Annotated in this window: 2 protein-coding genes; both read left to right on the top strand. The window is 65.4% G+C overall.

Annotation, left to right across the window (positions count from 1 at the left end; translation table 11 throughout):
- The first annotated feature begins 133 nt into the window (after positions 1–133).
- Positions 134–454 carry a YnfA family protein gene (locus EN781_RS33330; RefSeq protein WP_126055658.1) on the top strand — a complete coding sequence of 107 codons (321 nt, stop codon included), beginning with the start codon at positions 134–136 and terminating at the stop codon, positions 452–454.
- 117 nt (positions 455–571) lie between these two features.
- A partial coding sequence (locus tag EN781_RS33325; RefSeq protein WP_281034423.1) for a small ribosomal subunit Rsm22 family protein occupies positions 572–920 on the top strand: 349 nt, incomplete at its 3' end.

The raw sequence follows: 920 nt of genomic DNA, 5'->3' as shown, positions 1-920 counted from the left end.
GCCAACCCCGCCCGCCGCAGGAAGGTGGCGGACGGGGAATAGGGCGCCGGCGGCATCGCGTTCAATTGGCCCATTGTCCTTGCCATAGGCTCCCCAAGCATGAAAAAGGTCTCGTCATCGCGAGACCTTTTTCATGACCTACCTCATCTACATCGCCGCCGCCCTTGCCGAGATCGCCGGCTGCTTCTCGTTCTGGGTCTGGTGGCGGCTGGGAAAGTCGCCTCTATGGCTGGCGCCGGGCCTCGTCTCGCTCGCTTTATTCGGCTTGCTGCTGGCGCTCGTCGACACGTCGGCCGCCGGCCGCGCCTATGCGGCCTATGGCGGCATCTACATTGCGGCATCGCTCGGCTGGCTGTGGCTGGTGGAAGGAGTGCGCCCCGACCGCTGGGACCTTGCCGGTGCGGCGATCTGCATCGCCGGCGCTTCGGTCATCCTGCTCGCGCCGAGAGCATGATGCCGAAAAGTGTGAAACGGTTTTCGGACGACATCATGCTCTATCTCGCTGATTTAGAACTGGATAGTTTCAGGTCGATTCGGCCTGAAACTATCCAGTTCTGAGGGAGCCTGAGCCGTGGAACTCCCCGCACCGCTCCGGCAAGGCGTCGAGCGCCTGCTCGAAAATGTGCCGCTGCCGGCGCTCAAGCAGGCGGCGCGGACGCTGTCCGACCGCTACCGCGCGGAGCTGCGCGACGGCCGCCTACACATGGCCGAGGACATGGCGGTCAAAGCCTATCTGGCGACGCGGCTGCCGGCGACCTATGCCGCCGTTCGCGCCAGCCTCGATGCGCTGGCCGAGGCAAGGCCCGACTTCCAGCCGAGGACCTTGCTCGATATCGGCGCCGGGCCTGGCACGATGCTTTGGGCCACGCTCGACCTGTGGCCCGATCTCGTAGCGGCGGTGATGCTCGAGGCAAAAGCGG

It is taken from the genome of Mesorhizobium sp. M4A.F.Ca.ET.090.04.2.1 (genome assembly GCF_003999085.1).
In the GTDB taxonomy this organism is placed as follows: domain Bacteria; phylum Pseudomonadota; class Alphaproteobacteria; order Rhizobiales; family Rhizobiaceae; genus Mesorhizobium.
The sequence above is the reverse complement of the archived record's forward strand: the minus strand, read 5'-3'. Positions and strand labels throughout refer to the sequence as shown.